General features: G+C 58.9%; 15 protein-coding genes and 4 pseudogenes. 11 read left to right on the top strand and 8 right to left on the bottom strand.

What is annotated here, in order from left to right:
• Positions 1 to 2: 2 nt before the first annotated feature.
• A pseudogene (ltrA, locus tag AXG89_RS32925) lies at positions 3 to 1,030 on the bottom strand (group II intron reverse transcriptase/maturase); the annotation flags it as partial.
• A gap of 14 nt (positions 1,031 to 1,044) precedes the next feature.
• Here ltrA and AXG89_RS32920 point away from each other — a divergent pair.
• On the top strand, positions 1,045 to 1,341 hold the full coding sequence (locus AXG89_RS32920; RefSeq protein WP_062174803.1) for a Y4bD/Y4pK family protein: 297 nt from the start codon (positions 1,045 to 1,047) through the stop codon (positions 1,339 to 1,341).
• A gap of 52 nt (positions 1,342 to 1,393) precedes the next feature.
• Positions 1,394 to 1,726 carry a DUF6788 family protein gene (locus tag AXG89_RS32915; RefSeq protein ID WP_062174913.1) on the top strand — a complete coding sequence of 111 codons (333 nt, stop codon included), beginning with the start codon at positions 1,394 to 1,396 and terminating at the stop codon, positions 1,724 to 1,726.
• A gap of 146 nt (positions 1,727 to 1,872) precedes the next feature.
• Here AXG89_RS32915 and AXG89_RS32910 read toward each other — a convergent pair.
• Positions 1,873 to 3,449, bottom strand: a protein-coding gene (locus AXG89_RS32910) for an IS3 family transposase (protein WP_236873577.1) whose coding sequence is annotated in 2 segments (ribosomal slippage) — positions 1,873 to 2,990 and positions 2,990 to 3,449 — 1,578 coding nt in all. Because the reading frame shifts where the segments join, the coding sequence is not laid out codon by codon here.
• 97 nt (positions 3,450 to 3,546) lie between these two features.
• On the opposite strand from AXG89_RS32910, the gene AXG89_RS32905 reads away from it, so the two are divergent.
• Positions 3,547 to 4,629, top strand: coding sequence for a recombinase family protein (locus AXG89_RS32905; protein WP_236873576.1), 1,083 nt, complete (start codon positions 3,547 to 3,549; stop codon positions 4,627 to 4,629).
• A gap of 149 nt (positions 4,630 to 4,778) precedes the next feature.
• A protein-coding gene (locus AXG89_RS32900; RefSeq protein WP_119024739.1) for an IS3 family transposase occupies positions 4,779 to 5,962 on the top strand; the annotation gives its coding sequence in 2 pieces (ribosomal slippage) (positions 4,779 to 5,064 and positions 5,064 to 5,962; 1,185 coding nt in all).
• Between the two features lie 255 nt (positions 5,963 to 6,217).
• Here AXG89_RS32900 and istB read toward each other — a convergent pair.
• A pseudogene (gene istB / locus AXG89_RS32890) lies at positions 6,218 to 6,966 on the bottom strand (IS21-like element helper ATPase IstB); the annotation flags it as partial.
• Positions 6,953 to 7,615 (bottom strand): Mu transposase domain-containing protein, encoded by a 663-nt coding sequence (locus AXG89_RS32885; protein ID WP_236873575.1) that lies wholly within the window; start codon positions 7,613 to 7,615, stop codon positions 6,953 to 6,955. The gene AXG89_RS32885 and the pseudogene istB, both read right to left, overlap by 14 nt.
• Positions 7,616 to 7,930: 315 nt before the next feature.
• Here AXG89_RS32885 and AXG89_RS32880 point away from each other — a divergent pair, with 315 nt between their 5' ends.
• The 6 genes from AXG89_RS32880 (at position 7,931) to AXG89_RS44485 (ending at position 13,217) form a co-directional block, all read left to right on the top strand.
• A complete protein-coding gene (locus tag AXG89_RS32880) occupies positions 7,931 to 9,172 on the top strand; it encodes a tyrosine-type recombinase/integrase (protein WP_069638487.1) in 1,242 nt (413 codons plus the stop codon).
• Positions 9,169 to 9,714 carry a tyrosine-type recombinase/integrase gene (locus AXG89_RS32875; RefSeq protein WP_062174801.1) on the top strand — a complete coding sequence of 182 codons (546 nt, stop codon included), beginning with the start codon at positions 9,169 to 9,171 and terminating at the stop codon, positions 9,712 to 9,714. The genes AXG89_RS32880 and AXG89_RS32875 overlap by 4 nt, the downstream gene beginning before the upstream one ends.
• A 982-nt stretch (positions 9,715 to 10,696) precedes the next feature.
• Positions 10,697 to 11,688, top strand: a protein-coding gene (locus AXG89_RS32865) for an IS5 family transposase (RefSeq protein WP_236873574.1) whose coding sequence is annotated in 2 segments (ribosomal slippage) — positions 10,697 to 10,742 and positions 10,742 to 11,688 — 993 coding nt in all. Because the reading frame shifts where the segments join, the coding sequence is not laid out codon by codon here.
• 153 nt (positions 11,689 to 11,841) lie between these two features.
• Complete coding sequence (locus AXG89_RS42875; protein ID WP_062174800.1) at positions 11,842 to 12,228, top strand: tyrosine-type recombinase/integrase; 387 nt, start codon at positions 11,842 to 11,844, stop codon at positions 12,226 to 12,228.
• Entirely contained in the window at positions 12,221 to 12,694 is a 474-nt protein-coding gene (locus tag AXG89_RS44490) for a site-specific integrase (RefSeq protein ID WP_335671996.1), read from the top strand. Before AXG89_RS42875 ends, AXG89_RS44490 begins: the two co-directional genes overlap by 8 nt.
• Positions 12,627 to 13,217, top strand: a complete 591-nt coding sequence (locus tag AXG89_RS44485) for a tyrosine-type recombinase/integrase (protein WP_335671995.1) — start codon at positions 12,627 to 12,629, stop codon at positions 13,215 to 13,217. Before AXG89_RS44490 ends, AXG89_RS44485 begins: the two co-directional genes overlap by 68 nt.
• A 73-nt stretch (positions 13,218 to 13,290) precedes the next feature.
• On the opposite strand, the pseudogene istA (AXG89_RS32850) reads toward AXG89_RS44485, so the two are convergent.
• From istA (AXG89_RS32850) to AXG89_RS43835, 4 genes and pseudogenes are all read right to left on the bottom strand, one after another.
• A pseudogene (gene istA / locus AXG89_RS32850) lies at positions 13,291 to 13,992 on the bottom strand (IS21 family transposase); the annotation flags it as partial.
• Between the two features lie 910 nt (positions 13,993 to 14,902).
• Complete coding sequence (locus AXG89_RS44220; protein WP_257792715.1) at positions 14,903 to 15,025, bottom strand: hypothetical protein; 123 nt, start codon at positions 15,023 to 15,025, stop codon at positions 14,903 to 14,905.
• Between the two features lie 447 nt (positions 15,026 to 15,472).
• A complete protein-coding gene (locus AXG89_RS43840) occupies positions 15,473 to 15,769 on the bottom strand; it encodes a hypothetical protein (protein ID WP_236873573.1) in 297 nt (98 codons plus the stop codon).
• Between the two features lie 80 nt (positions 15,770 to 15,849).
• A pseudogene (locus AXG89_RS43835) lies at positions 15,850 to 16,107 on the bottom strand (group II intron reverse transcriptase/maturase); the annotation flags it as partial.
• 252 nt (positions 16,108 to 16,359) lie between these two features.
• Between AXG89_RS43835 and istA (AXG89_RS32830) the strand changes: the two are divergent.
• A complete protein-coding gene (gene istA / locus AXG89_RS32830; RefSeq protein WP_062174798.1) occupies positions 16,360 to 17,883 on the top strand; it encodes an IS21 family transposase in 1,524 nt (507 codons plus the stop codon).
• The last annotated feature ends 12 nt before the right edge of the window (positions 17,884 to 17,895 follow it).

Here is a 17,895-nt window from a genome sequence, read left to right as displayed (position 1 = left end):
CCTCATACGGCTCCCGTCAGCCAACCGGTGCCCCAAACGATACGCCAGTGAACGAACAACCGAGGATAGACAGCCGCCATTTTGCGGAGCCATTCAGCGCTACGCCGTTTGTGTCGCGACAGTGTCTTGAACTTCCGTCGGGCCCAGCACTCGAGCTTCCGATCCACAAATTGGAAGATCGCATGCATTGCCGTTCGATAGAACGCCCCATAGTAATTCCACCACCCTTGTATCGTTGGATTGCATTGCTGCGCGAGGTCATCGAGCGTGGCTGGAGTCCGACGATGTATCCACCAACTCCGCACCGTTTGCCGCATCCGCTTCAGCGCATCGTTGCTCGCTGCCGGCAAGAAACTGGTAAATAGCCGGTTGTACCTGCTCCTTGCCTCTCGGGCCTAAACGTAAAACCGAGAAAGGTAAATTGCACGTTCGAATAAGCTAAAGTGCGGTTACCGTCCTTGCAATACACGATCTTTGACTTCTCCGGATGCATCGTCAAACCACACTCATCCAGCCGCGATGCAATGGCCCGCATCACTTCTTCCGCCTGCTCGCGACTTCGGCAGTGAACTACCGCGTCATCGGCATAGCGAGCGAAAGGGAGTTGTTGGTAAGTCCGCGACATCCAGCAGTCAAACGCCTAATGCATGAACAGATTCATCAAGATGGGACTAACAACCCCGCCCTGCGGAGTCCCCCTCTGCCGAGGCAAACGGGTACCGTCTGCAGTTTCGAACGGCGCAGTTAACCACCGCTCGATATATAGCAAGATCCAGTCATCCTTGATGTGGCGTCGCACCGCCTTCATCAACAACGCATGATCGATCTGATCAAATGCCGCCTTGATGTCAAATTCCACGACCCAGTCATATTGCCAACACCGCTTTCGCGTGACAGCAACTGCCTGCTTAGCCGATTTGCCCGGCCGGTATCCATATGAGTCTGGATGAAACACGGGATCGAGTATCGGTTCGATCAGAAGCTTGACGATCGTTTGCGCAATTCGGTCCGACACAGTGGGGACGGTCAGCGCGAACTGCACAAGTGCTCAGCGAGCATTTGGGATGGGCTGAGATTCGTCACCCGTTCCATCCCCTCAGGGGCCAACGCTTTCCCGTTCTGAAGGAGCGCCGCGTCGCAGGCACCGAGACATTGCTTCTGCGCGATACAGAACGTGGCAGCTTTAGCATTGCGCGCGAATGGACCGACTGGGGCACACCGACTGTCCACGACGACGCCATCGCGTCAGTGTGCTGCTTCGATCTGGGCATGTTGTTGGAGCTGGTCACGTTGATCGACCAGCTCGCCCCATCCAGGAAGTCGTCGAACAAAGGAGCTTGATCAATGCATCTCCTTGTCCTATTATCAGACCAGTTTTCAACGTGGTCCGCCAATGGAAGATATTCCGTCGTCCACTTTGCGCAGACGCCGCGCGCAATTGCTGAAGCAAATGCCGGCGTTAGAGACGCTCTTGCGCGGCTCTCTCATCGAGCGCTACAAGCGCTGCGGCAAACCGGGCTGCAAGTGTGCAGACGGCCCCGGCCATGGCCCCAAGTACTACCTGTCCGTGAGCTTTCCCGGTCGCCGGCCCCAAATGGACTACGTACCGCAAGCCGATTACCCCGACGTTACCGAACGTCTGGCGAACTATCACCGAGTCCGCGAGATCATCGAGGAAATCTGCGAGATCAACCGCGAACTATTGCGCCGCCGCGAGGCGCTCTGAGGGGCGCCGGTGAACCAGTCTCCGCTGTCACTCACCCACATCATCGATCCGCAATCGGCCGGCGTACTCATCGCCAACATGCTCGAGGCCTGGCTCACCGCCGGGTCCGGTAGATTTCAAGGTAGATGTCGCCTCAACGATTAAATTTAGGCGGCTTTTTGCTCCTGTCGGTGGTTGCGTTTGATGGGTTCAAAGTTGTCTGTGCGATCGGGATTCAAATGGACCGTTTTTACGCGCTTCCAGTTTCGAGTGGGGCCTTTCCATCGTAGCGGGTTGCGCTGCTTTGCCGCCTCGTAGAGCATCGCGCGGCGATCGAGGATCTGCTGGTCGAGGTTGGCGTGCCGTTGGGCAGGCGTGACGAAACGGATCGCGCTGTGACGATGTTCGTGGTTATACCAGCGCACCAACACGGTGACCCAAGCGCGCGCGGCAAATAGAGTGTCGAACGCCTGCAGAGGATAGGCCGGCCGATACTTCAGTGTTTTGAACAACGATTCCGAGAACGGGTTGTCGTTGCTCACGCCCGGTCGACTCAATGACGGCATGACACCCAGAGCCTGCAGGGTGGCGAGCATCGTGGCACCCTTCATTGGGCCGCCGTTATCCGAATGCAAAATCACCTGACCCGGTTTGATCGCTTCACGTGCACATAGGTCCTTCAGAAGCTCGCTGGCCTGGGCGCTGCTCTCTTCAGCGTAGACCTGCCAGCCGACGACCATCCGACTGAATACGTCCATGAACAGATAGAGATAGAAATACTGCCCGCGAACTGTCGTCGGCAGGTAAGTGATATCCCAGCTGAACAATTGATTGGGCTCGTCGGCACAAACTGCGCGAGGCTTGCTGCGGGCGCGCGCTGGTTGTTCACTGCGCCGATGAGCAAGCTGTTTCTCTTCACGCAGCACCCGGTAGAACGTCGATTCTGAGGCGATGTAGCGGCCCTGGTCGGCCAATCGAGGGACGATTTGGCTCGGTGGCAGATGAGCGAATTCGACAGAGTTGGCCACCGCCAGCAGTTCAGCGCGCTCATCGGTCGACAGCTTGTGAACAGCATCATGATGGCGTAAGGCGCGCCCATCCACTGCTTCAGGACCGCCGCCTTGCCAGCGCTGCACGGTGCGCGCGCTTAGCCCGAGCACAGCACATGCGCGTGCCTGACGAGCCCCGGCTGTAGTCGCCTTGCCGATCAGCTCCTGCAATGTCGCACGCTCTTCGGGGGAGCTCATTCGTCCTCGTCCCCGAACAGCGCCTGGTACTTTTTTGAAAGTATCAGCAACGCGGCCGCCTCCGCTAAAGCCTTTTCCTTGCGTTTCAATTCGCGCTGCAGCTGCGCATTGGCCTGTTTCAGCTCGCGCAGTTCTGGAGCGTTTGCACGTGCGCTGCTCGCGGTGCCGGCCGAGCAAAACTGGGCACGCCACTGGTCCAGATGATGAACAAACAAGCCACGTTCACGGCACCACGCGCTGAGTGCCTCGGCGCTCAGTCCATGGCTCTGCTGCAATGCCAGCAGGCGATCTTCCAAAGACCAATCTTCCGGGCGCCGTGCATCGACTGGCCCCGGGTTGCGGTTTGCGGCGTTAGACACGCGGATCCACTTCCTCAAAGTTAATACGTTCATGTTCAGTTCCGCGGCAACCGTTCCTACGGACCGGTTGCCGCGTTGCAGGACCTTTGCCAGCGCCTGCTCCCTGAATTCAACAGAATACGTCTGTTTGGCATTCAACCTACACCTCTGAGTTCTTCGGATTAAGAAAATTCAGAGGCGACATCTATTGTGACGCAGAGGGGGCCCGCGCTGGAGCTGACCGAGGAGGCCGCCGATGAACACCAAGATCACCCCCCAACATCAAAGCAAGCCGGCGTACATCTATATCCGGCAGTCGACACTGGCCCAGGTGCGACACCATCAGGAGAGCACCGAGCGCCAGTATGCGTTGAAGGACAAGGCGCTGGCATTGGGTTGGACGGAAACGGCGATCCGTACGCTGGACCGGGACCTCGGTCAGTCGGGGGCGCAGATGACGGGCCGCGAGGACTTCAAGACGCTGGTGGCGGATGTCTCGATGGGGCAAGTGGGTGCAGTGTTTGCACTGGAAGTGTCGCGCCTGGCGCGCTCAAACCTGGACTGGCATCGCCTGCTCGAACTGTGTGCGCTTACTCATACTCTCGTGATCAACGCCGATGGTTGCTACGACCCGGGCGACTTCAACGACGGCCTGCTTCTCGGTCTCAAAGGAACGATGGCGCAGGCCGAACTCCATTTTTTGCGCGGGCGCCTCCAGGGCGGTAAGCTCAACAAGGCGCAGAATGGTGAATTGCGGTTTCCGCTCCCGGTTGGCCTGTGCTACGACGATCAAGGACGCATCGTCCTGGATCCCGATGACGAGGTACGCGGTGCCGTGCAACTGGCATTTCGTCTGTTTCAGGAGACCGGCAGCGCATACGCGGTTGTCAAGCGCTTTGCCGAAGAGGGCCTGCGCTTTCCCAAGCGCGCCTATGGAGGTGCATGGGCGGGTCGACTCATCTGGGGGCGCCTGAGTCACGAACGTGTTCTCGGTTTGATACGGAATCCTTCCTATGCCGGAATCTATGTTTTTGGACGATACCAGTATCGGCAGCGCATCACGCCACGGGGAGAGGTCCATAAGCGCGTGCAGCCGGTTCCGAAGGCAGAGTGGCGCGTTCATCTGCCAGACCATCACGATGGATATATCACCCCGGAGGAATTTGAGCGCAACCAAGACCGCCTGGCGCTCAACAGGACCAACGGCGAAGGTACCGTTCTCAGTGGTGCGGCGCGTGAAGGATTGGCTCTGCTTCAGGGACTGCTGATATGCGGCTGCTGTGGTCGGGCGTTGACCGTTCGCTACCAAGTGTTAGCGGCGGTGCAAATCCGACACTAAACGGCGGCGTCAGGTTGAGTAAAGCGACAACGCCCAGAGGCGCTTATCGCTGACTCGTGGTTGTTGCCTGCTCGTGCTCAGAATGGATGACCTTGCCTCGAAACAACGTACAGCAGAGTAGATGGATAATCTGTTGAACGGAGGCAAAGATGAGCGAAAAGAATGTACCGAATCGTCGCTACACGGAGGAATTCCGAGAGGAGGCGGCGCGGCTGGCGAATTCTGTCGGGCATAACGAGGCGGCACGGCGTCTGGGCGTGCCGGTGGCGACGATCGGAAATTGGGCGCGGCTACAGTTGAAACAAGGTGTAGTGAGCGTTGCTGAAGTTGCGGTGCCAGCGCCCCGCACGAAGCCAGCGGTCTCAGAGCTGGAGGCGGAAAATAGCCGGCTTCGCAAGGAGCTGGCGAGTGCAAAGTTGGATATAGAAATACTCTCAAAAGCGACGGCATACTTCGCGAAGGGGTCGCGGTGAAGTATGCATGGATCGACGCTAGCCGCGACCGATACGCTGTCAGCAGGCTTTGCCGGTTGCTGTGCGTTTCACGCAGCGGCTACTGTCAGTGGCGTGTGCGAGGGCCAAGCGCGCGGGCGCTGCGGCGTACTGAATTCGATGCTCACGTAGCCGCCGAGCACGCGCGAAGCCGGGCCACGTACGGTCGTCCACGACTGGTTAAAGAACTGAACGCACGAGGTGTGAAAACCGGTGCGGAACGTGTACGACGCAGCCTTGTGCGTCAAGGACTGCGTCCAGTCTACCGCCGGAGGTGGCTTGCGACGACTGACTCGGCTCATCGTTTGCCGGTAGCGCCAAACGTACTGGACAGACGATTCGACGGCTGGGATGTGAATCAGGCGTGGGTGAGTGATATCACGTATTTGCCCACCGCAGAGGGGTGGCTGTACTTGGCCGCGATTCTGGACCTGGGCAGTCGCAGAATTGTGGGATGGTCAATGTCCGAGCGCATTGCTGCCGAACTGGTCTCTAATGCTTTACGATCGGCGTATTGGCAGCGTCGTCCAGGATCAGGGTTGATTTTACATTCGGACCGCGGCAGTCAATATGCAAGCTGGCGCTACAGGGAATTGGTCAGTCAGTACCACATGACGATGTCGATGAGTCGGCGCGCAAACGCCTGGGATAACGCACCAATGGAAAGCTTCTTCAAGACGTTAAAAGTCGAGCAAACGTCGCGATGTCGGTACGAAACACGCGCGCAGGCGCGCCTAGATGTAGTCGATTGGATCGAAGGATTTTACAATCGACAGCGCATCCATTCGTCGATCGGTTACCGGACACCGTGCGATTACGAGACCGCACAAAAAGCAGCGTGAGTTGCTGTACGTGGAAACGAGGCAAGGTCAGGATCGTCGACGTCGGTCAGGTGAGCGTTCACGGGAGGCGCGCGTTGTTCGCGCTGTAGCTCGTGCAATGCGAGCTGGTAGTGCATGCAGATCCGCTCGCGTAGGTCGTCGATGAGTTCGACGACGGCGAGCGCTTGGTCGGCAGATCAGTTGTCCGGGATCAGGAAGTCGAGCCCGCAGGGGACCCCGGAAGGCAACTGACGGCGCTTCACAATGCGTTCTTCTCGGCCTTAGCCGCACACGTTTCTTCGTGCGTTGCTCAGCACGTTCACGTGCCTCTTTCACACGATAGGACTCGCCCTCGATCACCACGACTTCTGCACGATGCACCAGTCGGTCAACAAGGGAGACGACGCAAGCGGCATCCGGAAACACCTCATGCCATTCTGCGAACGGTGGATTTGTTGTGACCACCGTTGATGCAACGCCGTATCTCCTGCTGACGAGTTCAATAGCAGATCGGCGTGGCGGTTCGAGTACGAGAGGTAGCCGACCTCATCGATCACGAGCACGTCGGGTGAGGCATAGCGGTTCAGTCGGCGGCGCAAGGCCGAATCGCTATCGAGCGCTGCCAATTCACCGAGCATCTGGCCGGCGGTGGTAAACAAAGCGGTGTGGCCACGTGCGATTGCCTGATAGGCGAGGTTGAGCGCTAGTGTGGATTTGCCGACGCTGTTCGGGCCGATCAGCACGATGTTCGCGGTGTCTTTGACGAACTCAAGCGACATCAACTCTTCGACGGCGGCACGATCGCACCGCTTGGGCCAGGCCCAGTCGAAGTCGCACAGCGGTTTGAAGCTGCCCAGATGAGCGTCACGGATACGTCGCTCAAGTGAGCGGCGACCGCGCTCGTCCTCTTCCCACTGAAGCAAAGGTGCAACCCACGTTTCGGCCGCAACGTCGGGCCAATGCGCCAGCAGTCCATACAGGCGCAAAGCGTGTGCGCGGGTTTGTAGTACATCAGGCGTGTTCATCAGTGTCTCCCGTGATCTGGTCGTAAATGTCAAGCCGATGGGGTGTCACCAGCGTGTCCTTCTTGCGCACGTGTTCGGGCAACGGGACTGCGACGGGTGGAGGCGCGTGCCGCGCCCCGCGCCGGCGCTCCAGCGCCAGGCGTACCGGATTCGGATGAAGCGCCGCACCACTGGCGAGGGTCTCCTCAATAGCAGCCTGCAGTTCGGCGGCACCATAGCGATCGAGCAGACGCAGCAGATGAGATGTAATGTTGCCCAGATTGCCGCCGCGTTCAGCGGCACGCAGCATCAGGGCCTGACTGGCCGGCGCGGCCCGGCTCAGATGGTCCAGTCCACGATGGTGACGCGCTTCGCGTTTGCGCTCGACGAGTCCGTCGATGTGCGCTGCAATCTCGATCTGTGCACCGCGATCGTAACTGCGCTCATGGGTGGCGAGCAGATCGGCGCCGTCGAGAATGCGGACCTGCCGCGGATTGGCCCGTACGATGAGCGTGCGCCGCACGTGCGTATGCGGGATTGTGTAGTCGTTCAGATCGAAGCGAACATACGGCGTCTTGTTGACCTGCACAGCCACTTGCAGTTCCCACGGGTACGGATTTCCCGGCAGCGCCAATAGACTGGGCTGTTCGCGGGCGAAGGCCTCACGCACGGTGATGGCGGGCTCTTCCCGGCACGGTCGATCGGCCGCAGGTCCGGCGCACCAGAGCGTGGCCTGGGCATTGAGGTCGTCGAGGTCAACGAATTTGCGCGCGGCAAAGAAGTTCTCGCGTACAAACCGGATTGCCCTCTCGACGCGCCCCTTCTCATTGTTATGGGCTCGAGCCCATAAGCACGAGTATGGTGTGGTAAAAAAAATGTCTCGGTGCCTCTTAATGACCCTGTATTGCCTGTCAGGTTGACGCGTTCATGGCGACATAATTTCAGGCTGATACTGATATTCCGCTGATCAACATTGGGGAATATCATGTTTGAGACTCTCTTTACGCGTCCGCATGTTCTTGCTGCCCACACGCTCGCGCCCTGCGTGGAATCCAGGAAACGCTTCCTAGTACATTGTCAGGAACTGGGTTATCCGCCTAAGTCGATCCGCAAGATTGCGTGGGTCCTGCTGGTTTTTTCGCAGAGCATGGATCTGTCCCGCCCGCAGTTAATAACGCACGAGGAAATCGCGTTTGCGGTTGACCACCGGATTCGTCTTGTTCGAAGTGAGCGCACGAACGAGTCCCGCAGCTCGCGGCTTCTGTTCATCCATACCGCCACGGCCTGGCTGTGTTTTCTGGGGCGTCTGGAGGAACGGCATCCCACGAGAGAACCATTTGTTCGCTATGTCGAGCACTACGTCGATTTCATGCGCGACCAGCGAGGACTCTCTCCTGCTACGATTTCAAACTGTCGTGATGAGATCGGTCATTTTCTGGCGATGGTCTGCCGCCCTGACAGGGCAATTGATGCTCTCACTATCCACGACGTCGACACCTACCTCGCTTACCAGGGCAACCATGGCTGGTCCAGAGTGTCATTGCACGCGCTTGCGAGCACGCTGCGCAATTTCTTCCGGTATGCAGAAGGACAAGGCTGGGCTACCAACGTTGCGTGCGGCATTGAAGCACCCGTGGTGTATAGGGAGGAGGGTTTGCCGCTCGGGCCAGATTGGGAGGACGTGCAAAGATTCGTCGACAGTTTTGTCGGCGACAGTGCGATCGATCTACGCAACCGTGCAATGATCATGCTGCTGGTTGTCTACGGACTGAGGCGCGGCGAGGTGGTACTGCTCCGTCTGGAGGATATAGACTGGTGCGGCGAGATCCTTCATGTCCATCGTCCCAAGCAGCGTTGCACACAGCAATATCCGCTGGTGGCAACAGTTGGGAATGCCATTCTGCGTTACCTGAAGGAGGCGCGTCCACGAAGCGCTCATCGTGAGCTGTTCCTGTCGGTTGAGGCGCCGATCCGACCGCTGTCACCTGCGCGCGTAAGCGACATTGTCCGATCGCGTCTCGCAGTGCTTGGCATCGACATCCCGCGGCGTGGCGCACATTGCCTGAGGCATGCCAATGCCCGGCACTTACTCGATGCTGGTTTTGCCCTGAAGGAGATCGGCGATCATCTCGGCCATCGCAGCGCTTCGTCGACGAGAGCCTATGCGAAGGTTGACCTGAGCGGACTGAGGCATGTGGCCGAAATCGATCTGGGGAGTTTGCTATGACGCTCTCCGAACTTGTCGCCCAATACGTGAGCCACAAACGGGCGTTGGGCATGCGCTTTGATTCCGAAGCGGCCACGCTTGCCTCATTCTGCCGCCGGGTTGATGGCAACATTGATGTGACGTCGGTCACGCTCAGGCAGGTACATGACTTCCTGACTGGCAACAGGCCGCTGACTAACCATTGGCGCAAGAGAAGGTCGGTACTTGACTGCCTGTTTCGTTTTGCCCTCTCGCGTGGGCATGTCTCGGCTTCTCCACTTTCTCCCTACAGTCCGGAATTGCCGCCACCGCTGATACCCTATATCTATTCGCAGCAGGAATTAAAGCGCCTGCTCGACGTGGCTCCGGCGGCATGCAGTCCATACGGTCTGCTGGATGCATATGTTTTGCGTGCACTCATTCTGATTCTGTATGGGGCTTGCCTGCGCCATGGCGAAGCCTTGCGGCTAACCATGCAGGACGTTAATCTCGACGAAGCCGTCCTGCACGTGCACGAGAGCAAATTCTATAAATCGAGGCTGGTTCCGCTAGGGAAACGCTGATTGTGCGACACGTGCTGCTGCCCATAGCGTGTCGAACGTTAAGTAGTGAGGGCAGCAAAGCTCGTTCTTGTCTTGTCGTATCCCGAGCGCCGAAGGAAGGCGCTTGGAACTGCGACCTGTTGTACGACCGACAGTTGCCTATCCAGACATGCTCAACTGGTAACGGCTGGGTATGAAGCTTTGGAAACAACGTGCCTCTCGATTGACGGCTCACCCCGGTGACGGGGCGGGTCGACACTGCCAGCCGCCGTGCGGTGTGAGGTGCCAGGCAAGTTCCGCATGCGTAACGTAAGTGAATTGTTGATAAACCTCGTCATTTCCGAAGGGCCAAAGCGGCTGACAGGCCCTGACCAAAAGGTGTGCAGCCGGTTGCTCCTCTAATCAGAAGGAGCACGTCGTCACAAGTGCTGCCGGGGGAAAGACAGACGCTAAACGGATAGGCCCGGGAACAGTCGGGTCGGCAAGAACGGGAACGTGGTAAGCCCGATTCTCTGCCAAGGTTCAGAACATCGAATCGTTGGCAGGCGACCCGCGAGGGAAGCTGTTCGGGAAGCGGGTAAGAGAACGCGGAAAAAGCGAATGCCGCTCTGTAATGGAGCGGATAGGGGTTCGAACTTTGCCCTAGCCCGAAAGGGCGCAGACTTCCACGTGGTGCGGCTGTCGCCGGCCCATGTTTAAGGTTCGACGTAGGGAAGCTTGGAAGAGACTGTTGTATTGCAGTTCAGCGCCCTCGTCTCAGCAATGGGATGGACCAACGAAATGGCGTTTGCGAAGGTCTTGTGCAGTAGGACGAGACCGGCATCAGCTGATGATGCTTTAGCTGTGCTTGAGCCGTTTGCGGTGAAAGTCGCTTGGGCGGTTCTTTGGGGAGGGGGCGGCAGTGATGCCGTCTCCTTACCCGCTTATTCGGCGCAGTCGTCATCGCACGCTTAGCGCTGGACGTTGTAAGAGGATTGGAACTTCACGGAATGGATTCACGACGATGGAGCGGCAAATCGGTTTTGCGGAAGCGGAAAGTGCGGGCAAGAACGCGTGACCAAGCGTCAGCGCTTTCTCGCCGAGATGGAAAAGGTCGTGCCGTGGTCGCGACTGCTGTCGGTCATTAAGCCGCACTACCCGAAGGGCGAGCGAGGCCGCCCGCCAATTGGCCTCGAGCGGATGCTGCGAATCTATTTCCTTCAGCAGTGGTATGGGTTGTCCGACGAAGCACTGGAAGACGCGCTGTACGACAGCATTGCAATGCGCACGTTCGCGGGCATTGATCTGGCTGTTGAGAACGCGCCCGATGCGACCACACTGTTAAAGTTCCGGCGACTGCTGATCGCACATGAGCTGACGCGCAAGTTGTTCGACGAAATCGGTATCTCGCTGTGTGAGCGCGGACTGATGATGAAGGAAGGCACGCTGGTCGACGCGACGATCATCGAAGCGCCGCCGTCGACCAAGAACGTTCAGAAGAGCCGCGACCCGGAGATGCACCAGACGAAAAAGGGAAACGAATGGCACTTTGGCATGAAGGCGCATTTGGGAGTCGACGCCGATTCTGGACTGGTGCATAGCGTAGTGGGCACAGCGGCGAACGTGTCGGATGTATCGCAGGCCCACGCGCTGCTTCACGGGCATGAAGAAGATGCGTTCGGCGACGCGGGCTACCTTGGCGTAGACAAACGCGACGAGATGATGGGCGCGACGGTGAAGTGGCACGTGGCGGCCAAACGCGGAAAGATCAAAGCGATGCAAGAAGGTCCGCTGAAGGACCTGGTGGTCGCACTCGAACGAACTAAGGCACAGATCCGCGCGCGGGTTGAGCATCCGTTTCATGTCGTGAAGAACCTGTTTCGTCATCGCAAGGTCCGCTACAAAGGTCTGGCCAAGAACACCGCGCAACTGTTCAGTCTGTTCGCGCTAGCAAATTTGGTGATCGCAAAAAAGCAACTGCTGTCGACTCACGGGAGCAATCCGTCATGTGTGTGAAAAATGCAGAAAGTTAAGCTGGAATACGGCGGCATTCACCTCGACAATCTTTGGATTCCTTAGCCAACTAGAAAAATTCAGCCTGCTTTATCCATTGTGCGAACAACAGGCGCTTTGATCAGCGTCTCCCTAGGCGCAGATCTGAATAGTGCGATGCGAACCTATGCTCGGCAACGCAACCAGAGATTTGGGCAGGCACCGGTTGCGCCGTTCTTCTGTTTCCGCGATGGTCGCCCTGTGACCCAGAAAGCTGTGTGCAAGGCCTTTCAGCGACAGCGCGTCCTGGCAAACATCCAACGCGAAGGCGGTGCGTCCTGCCAGCCGAGGCTGCATGATTTGCGGCACTCAGGCGCAGTGCACCGGCTAATCGCCTGGTATCGCGGTGGCGTGGAGTTGCAACTGTTGTTACCGCAACTGGCCACCTATCTCGGCCACATCGATCTCGCGAGCACCCAGCGCTACCTCACTCTGACGCCCGAGTTGCTGAATGAAGCGGGCACGCGCTTTGAAACTTACTTCCTTGAGGTGCACCATGAATAACTCATCTTTGCTGGGTCCGTGGATCCGGCGGTTCCTGATCGAGTATTTGGTGGGCGAACGTAACCTTGCCATCAATACGCAAAAAAGTTACCGCGACATGCTCATGCTGTTGCTTCCGTATCTGGCCGCCAAGGTCGACAAACGGATCGATCGCCTGAGCGTGGATGATCTCTCCGCGCAAATGGTCCGCCTGTTCCTGACGCACATGGAAGAACAGCGCCACTGTATGGTCAGCACACGAAATCAGCGGCTCGGCGGCATCCATGCGCTGGCTCGTTTCATCGGCGAACATGCACCGGAATACGTCGACTGGTGGGCACAGATTCATCTGATTCCCGTCAAGAGAACCAGTCGGCCGGAGATCAGCTACCTTAGCAGGCAGGAAATGGACGCCCTGCTTGCAGCCTCTGACATGCAATACAGTACAGGGGCAGCGCGAACATGCGTTACTGCTCTTCATGTTTAATTCAGGAGCGCGCGCAAGCGAAGCCGCGCAACTTAGGATTGGCGACATTGACTGGCACACGCGTTCGGCCAGCATCGTCGGCAAAGGGAACAAACATCGCCGCTGCCCGCTCTGGAAATCCACAATCGAGGCGTTGCGCTCACAGACTGAAGGCAGGGCCGCCGCCGAACCTGTGTTCCTCAACCGGTTCCATCAGACGATGACGCGCTCCGGCATTCATGCTCTGGTGAAGCGCTGCGCTATTCGTGCTGCAGCCAGCGCGCCGTCACTCGCCGGCAAGAATGTGCACCCACATGTGATTCGGCATACAACCGCTTCGCTACTACTGCAGGCCGGTGTCGACATCAATACGATACGCGGCTGGCTTGGGCACGTGTCGTTGGAGACGACCAACATCTATGCCGAGATCAATCTGGAAACAAAGGCGCGGGCGCTGGCGACATGCGAAGTGCAAGGCAATGCCGAAGTACAAAAACAATGGCGTGATCAGCCCGACCTGATGGCCTTCCTCCGTACCCTGTAGCCGAATAATATGTGCTGTTCGATTCCCGCAAAGAGGCTGCCTTGGCCTCGTCGGTTATCGACCAGCACATATTTTTTACCACACCATACTCGTCGCCTCTGGCTACGGCCACTGGTCGGGGCTCGTAGCGATGATGTGCGGCGAACGCGAGCAGCGTTGGGTTGAAGCGGATCGCGTCGCCCTGGCGTTCGAGCACTGCACTTTTAAGGTTGTCGTACAGGATGACCCTTGAGACGCCGGACCATGCCGCGAAGGCACCGGCGTGACCGGCCAGGAAGCTGTCCATCCGCGCATCGAGGAAGAATTGCAGATAGATCTGTCGCGACCACGACAGCACCATCACGAAGGCCATCAGGGGTCGACGCGCACGTCCGATCTGCAGATGGCCGAAGCTCCCCCAGTCGCATTGAGCTTGCTCTCCAGGCAAGGTGCGAAGCCGAAGGTACGCCTCGGCCACCGGGCGCGGACGATGAAGCGAAACCAGGTGTCTGAAGTGGTGCTGACCGCCGCGGTAGCCGCGCTCATAGACCATGGCATACAGGCGGCTGGCTGTGAGCGACGGAAACTTCTTCAGCGTCTCAAGGATGAACGGCAGGTAAGCATCGATTTGCGAGGGCCGCTGAACGGTGCCGATCCGGGGCAGTCCGGCCTGAGCTAGCACGCGCTGGACGGTGCCGCGGTGCACGTGCAGCTGGCGCGCGATGGTGCCACAGCGCCACTTCTCGACGTGGTAGTAGCGCAGGATCTGTGCTTCAAGTTCGGTTCCAATGGTCATGGGTCATGTCCTGTGAAATGCGTAGGAATGCAAACATCACGGAAGACCCGACGGCGAAGCGGCCCAAGGCGTACGAAGCCCGAACAGACACATTGGCAGAAATGGCAATGCTCAGGCACAGGTGCGGCGGTGATGGATACCGGTGTTGTGGCCGCCGACGTCGTCGAAGTCGGTGCCAGTAGAGCATCGGCGGCAGGCATGACGGAACCGTGATGCGTCACTTTATTCCGGCGGCTGCGATAGCGGCGCATCCGTTCGGCGTGTGCAAAGCGGCCATGGCGGCTGCGCTGGTAGCGCCGGCCGGCCTCGCGCATGCTGGAATGGCGCGAAAGCTCGGAGCAGTCGCTATTGCAATAGATTTGGCCGCGGTCGCAATGGCGGCAAACAATGACCTGTGCCCGACAGCGCACGCATACGAACAGTCGGACCGACGCCGGCATCGAGAATCCCCGTCAATGCCGATGCGATATCGACAGGGCTGACGAGGCATGCAATACTTGGCGCACACTCGTGCCCCGTCGTACGCGTGTAGGGTTCGACACCGGAATGAACCTGGCAGTTTGGGCCGGTGTCGGACCTGTTTGTTCGGCGGTTGGTAAACCTTCTTCTACCGCATCCCGCCCTTTGCGTCACCCCCGTCTGAAGCGAACAGCACCGGGTGCGTCGGCACTCGCCCTTCGGGCTCCTTCCGACGCACCCAAATACCTGCCCATCGGCACCTCCGCCAGTCGTCGAAAAACCCGTTCTGAAGAACAAGTCATTTAGCGTTTCTGATTGACGCCGCCATCTGGTGTCGCTTTCCGACCGCCATTCACACCAAGGAAACGGCGGCCTTTATCCATTGTACTTATGCAGTGCTCGCCGCCGCGAGGGGCTGGCGACCACCGATTGCATGAGCATGCGCAGCGAACTACTTGACAACGCAATTGGCGAGGCTGTATTCACCGCCCTGCAGCCAGCCGAACTCGAGCTCGCCGTGACCGCCCTGAGCGAACTCGAGCAACGCGATCATGCCATCATGCGCCAGTGGCACATGCGCATCGAACGCGCCGAGTATGAGGTCGCACTCGCTGAACGTCGCTATCAGGAATGCGACCCGGCCAACCGTCTGGTCGCGGGTACCCTCGAGCGGCGCTGGAATGACGCGATGCTCCGCCTCGAGGCGATCAGGACGGAAGCCGCCCAGTTCCAGAGCCAGAAGGCACTCGTCGCCACGTCCGAACAGAAAGCTCAGGGCCTCGCGCTAGCGCGCAATCTGCCGCGCCTCTGGCGGGCGCCGACCACATCAGCGAAGGATCGCAAGCGCATGTTGCGACTGCTCATCCGGGACATCACGGTCGAGAGACGGTCCGCCACGAGACAAGCGGTGCTGCATATCCGCTGGCAGGGCAGCGCGTGTACTGATATCACCGTGGACTTGCCCAAGCCGGCTGCCGATGCGATGCGTTACCCCGCCGCGTTCGTCGAGCGGGTGCGCGAACTATCGCAGCATCTGCCTGACCGGCAAATCGTGGCGCACCTCAATCAGGAAGGCATACGCAGTTCTACTGGCAAATCGTTCACGCTTGAAATGGTCAAATGGATCCGCTACCGGTATCGAATTGAAGTAACCTGCTTCAAGCGGCCAGACGAGCTCACGGTACAGCAGCTCGCTCATCGGCTGCATGTCAGTCCACACGTCGTGTATTACTGGATCGAGCGCCAGGTAGTCCAGGCGCGCAAGCTCGATGGGCGGGGCCCGTGGTGGGTTACGCTGGATGCCGCCAAGGAACGGCAACTAAAGGATTGGGTGCGCACTTCAGGGCATCTACAGCGGCAACATTCTAACACTCAACTGAGAGAGGTGCATTATGAGATCACCGTCGGAATTCCCAACTTTCTCGTGCCACCCTTGGCCTTCGGAATTTCTACCTGCTTGACCGGCGGCGGGAAGTACGACCCCGACGACATCCGGTTCCACAGTTTGTACAAATTCTTGGACCGCTTCTGCTCGAACATCGCGATAGTCTCATCGTCGATCCCAGCAGAACCTCGGTTGGCCTTCACCAGTTGGTAGGCTTCCCACACCGTACGCTTTGCAATGCAATATGGTTTTGCTGATGCCATGTCACTCATCCTCGCATCGCGAGTTGGCGACACTTGTCAACAGGCTAACGCCGCCCCTTCGCTCCACCCTCATTACAAGGGCTTCATCACTACTGCGTATTTCGGATGAAGGTGACCGGCCGTTTCGGGATCGTGACCGACGATTTCGGCAACGTGACCGGCCGTTTCGGGAACGTGACCGAGCGGACCGGACAGCAGGATTGGCGTTGCGCATGACATCAACCACGCGGGTTATGCTCGCCGGCTTTGGCCGGAGAGACGATGCCCGCGCACCGGATGAACATGCGCATGATCAAGGACGTTTTACGACTTAAATTCGACGCCGGCTTCTCGCACGATCGAATCGCCGCGTCGCTGGGCATTTCCAAGGGTGTGGTCACTAAGTACGTCGGGCTAGCCGGTGCCGCCGGGCTCGACTGGGCGAGCGCTTGCGACATGGACGAAGGCGAGCTCGAGCGGCGGCTGCTCGGTAAGCCCACCGGACCTGCTGCCTACGCCCAACCCGACTACGGGCGCATCCATCAAGAGCTACGCCGTAAGGGTGTGACGCTGACGCTGTTGTGGGAGGAATACCAGGCTGAGTTTGCGAACCGGCAGACCTACCGTTACACGCAGTTCTGTGAACACTATAAGGCGTTCGCCAAACGCCTGAAGCGCTCGATGCGACAGATTCACCGAGCTGGCGAGAAGCTGTTCGTCGACTTCGCCGGCCCCACGGTGGCGCTGACCACGGGGCGTCGCGCGCACATTTTTGTGGCCGCCATGGGCGCATCGAGTTTCACGTTCGCGTGCGCAACGCCAGCCGAGACGATGGAGGACTGGCTGAACGGTATCGGCCGTGCGCTGACTTTCTACGGCGGCGTTCCGCAGCTGATCGTGCCGGACAACCCGCGTGCGATGATCGCTGACCCTGACCGTTACGAGCCGCGCGCAGGCGACACCGTGTTGGACTTTGCGCGTCACTACGGAACCTCCTTCCTGCCGGCACGCGTCTATCGTCCTCAGGACAAGCCGAAGGTTGAAGTAGCGGTTCAGATCGTTGAGCGCTGGATCATGGCGCGCCTGCGTCATCATCGATTCGAAACTATTGAGTCGGTCAACGACGCGATCCGCCCACTACTGAAGAACCTGAACGGGCGTCCGTTTCAGAAGCTGCCGGGATGCCGCGCCACCGCATTTGCCGAACTGGACGCGCCGGCTTTGCAACCGCTGCCGGTGCAGCCGTATGAGCTGGCGCGGTTCAAGTCGGTCACGGTCCACATTGACTATCACGTCGATATCGACAAACACCGCTACAGCGTTCCGCAAGCGCTAGTCGGACTCAAGCTCGATGCGCGAATCACGGCAGCCGCCGTCGAGTTGCTTCATCGCGGCCGCCGCGTGGCCAGCCACGCCCGCAACGATCGCGTGGGAGGCTACACGACAGTCGTAGAGCACATGCCGGCGGCACACCGCGCCCATCTCGAATGGACGCCGCAGCGTCTTATTCACTGGGGCCAGCAGATTGGCGGAGCGACTGGCGCGCTAGTTACTCGGCTTCTCCAAGAGCAACGTCATCCCGAGCACGGTTATCGGGCCTGCCTTGGACTGCTCTCACTCTCCCGTCGCTATGGCCCCGAGCGTCTGGAAGCGGCGTGTGCATTGGCACTCGAACTGGGCGTACACCGATACCGCCACGTGCGCGACATCCTGATCAACAACCGTGACCGAGCCGCAGCAACAACGCCGGTTGAATGGATCAGCCCAAGCCACGCCCATGTGCGCGGCCCCAGCTATTACCAATAAAGAGAACCCACC

It is taken from the genome of Burkholderia sp. PAMC 26561 (genome assembly GCF_001557535.2).
Lineage (GTDB): Bacteria > Pseudomonadota > Gammaproteobacteria > Burkholderiales > Burkholderiaceae > Caballeronia.
This window is presented reverse-complemented; position numbering and strand designations above follow the sequence as displayed.